1 protein-coding gene is annotated in these 589 nt (G+C 70.6%); it reads right to left on the bottom strand.

Annotated elements, in window-relative coordinates:
• Positions 1-589 (bottom strand): GAF domain-containing protein (locus tag I3F54_RS31925; protein ID WP_240122413.1); only part of this gene is annotated, 589 nt, incomplete at both ends.

Genomic DNA, 589 nt, shown 5'->3' with positions numbered 1-589 from the left:
CCGGACATCAGGCTGTGGGTGATCTCCGCGTTCGCCCGCAGCCACCGCTCACGCAGCCGCGACTCCTCGTACAGACGGGCGTTGTCGATCGCCACACCCGCCGCGACGGCGAGCGTCGACAGGACCGACTCGTCCTCCTCGTCGAACTCCGCCCCACCGCGCTTCTCCGTCAGGTACAGATTCCCGAACACCTGCTCACGCACCCGGATGGGCACACCGAGGAAGGAGTTCATCGGCGGATGGTGCGGCGGGAACCCGTACGACGCCGGATGCTGCGACAGCTTCGCCAGCCGCAGCGGCTCCGGATGCCGGATCAGCTCGCCCAGGATGCCGTGCCCCTCCGGAAACGCCCCGATCCGCGCGATCTGCTCCTCGCTCACCCCCACCGTGTAGAACGCCGACAGCCGCCTGCCGTCCGGCCCGATCACGCCCAGCGCCGCGTACCCGGCGTCCACCAGGGCCGCCGCCGCCTCCACGATGCTGTGCAGGGCCTGCTCCAGATCCAGCTCACGACCGACCGACAGCACCGCCTCCAGCAGGCTGTGCACCCGGTCACGGGTACCACGCGCCGCGTCGATCCGCGCCTGGA

The organism is Streptomyces sp. MUM 2J (assembly GCF_022414535.1).
GTDB lineage: Bacteria > Actinomycetota > Actinomycetes > Streptomycetales > Streptomycetaceae > Streptomyces.
The sequence above is the reverse complement of the archived record's forward strand: the minus strand, read 5'-3'. Positions and strand labels throughout refer to the sequence as shown.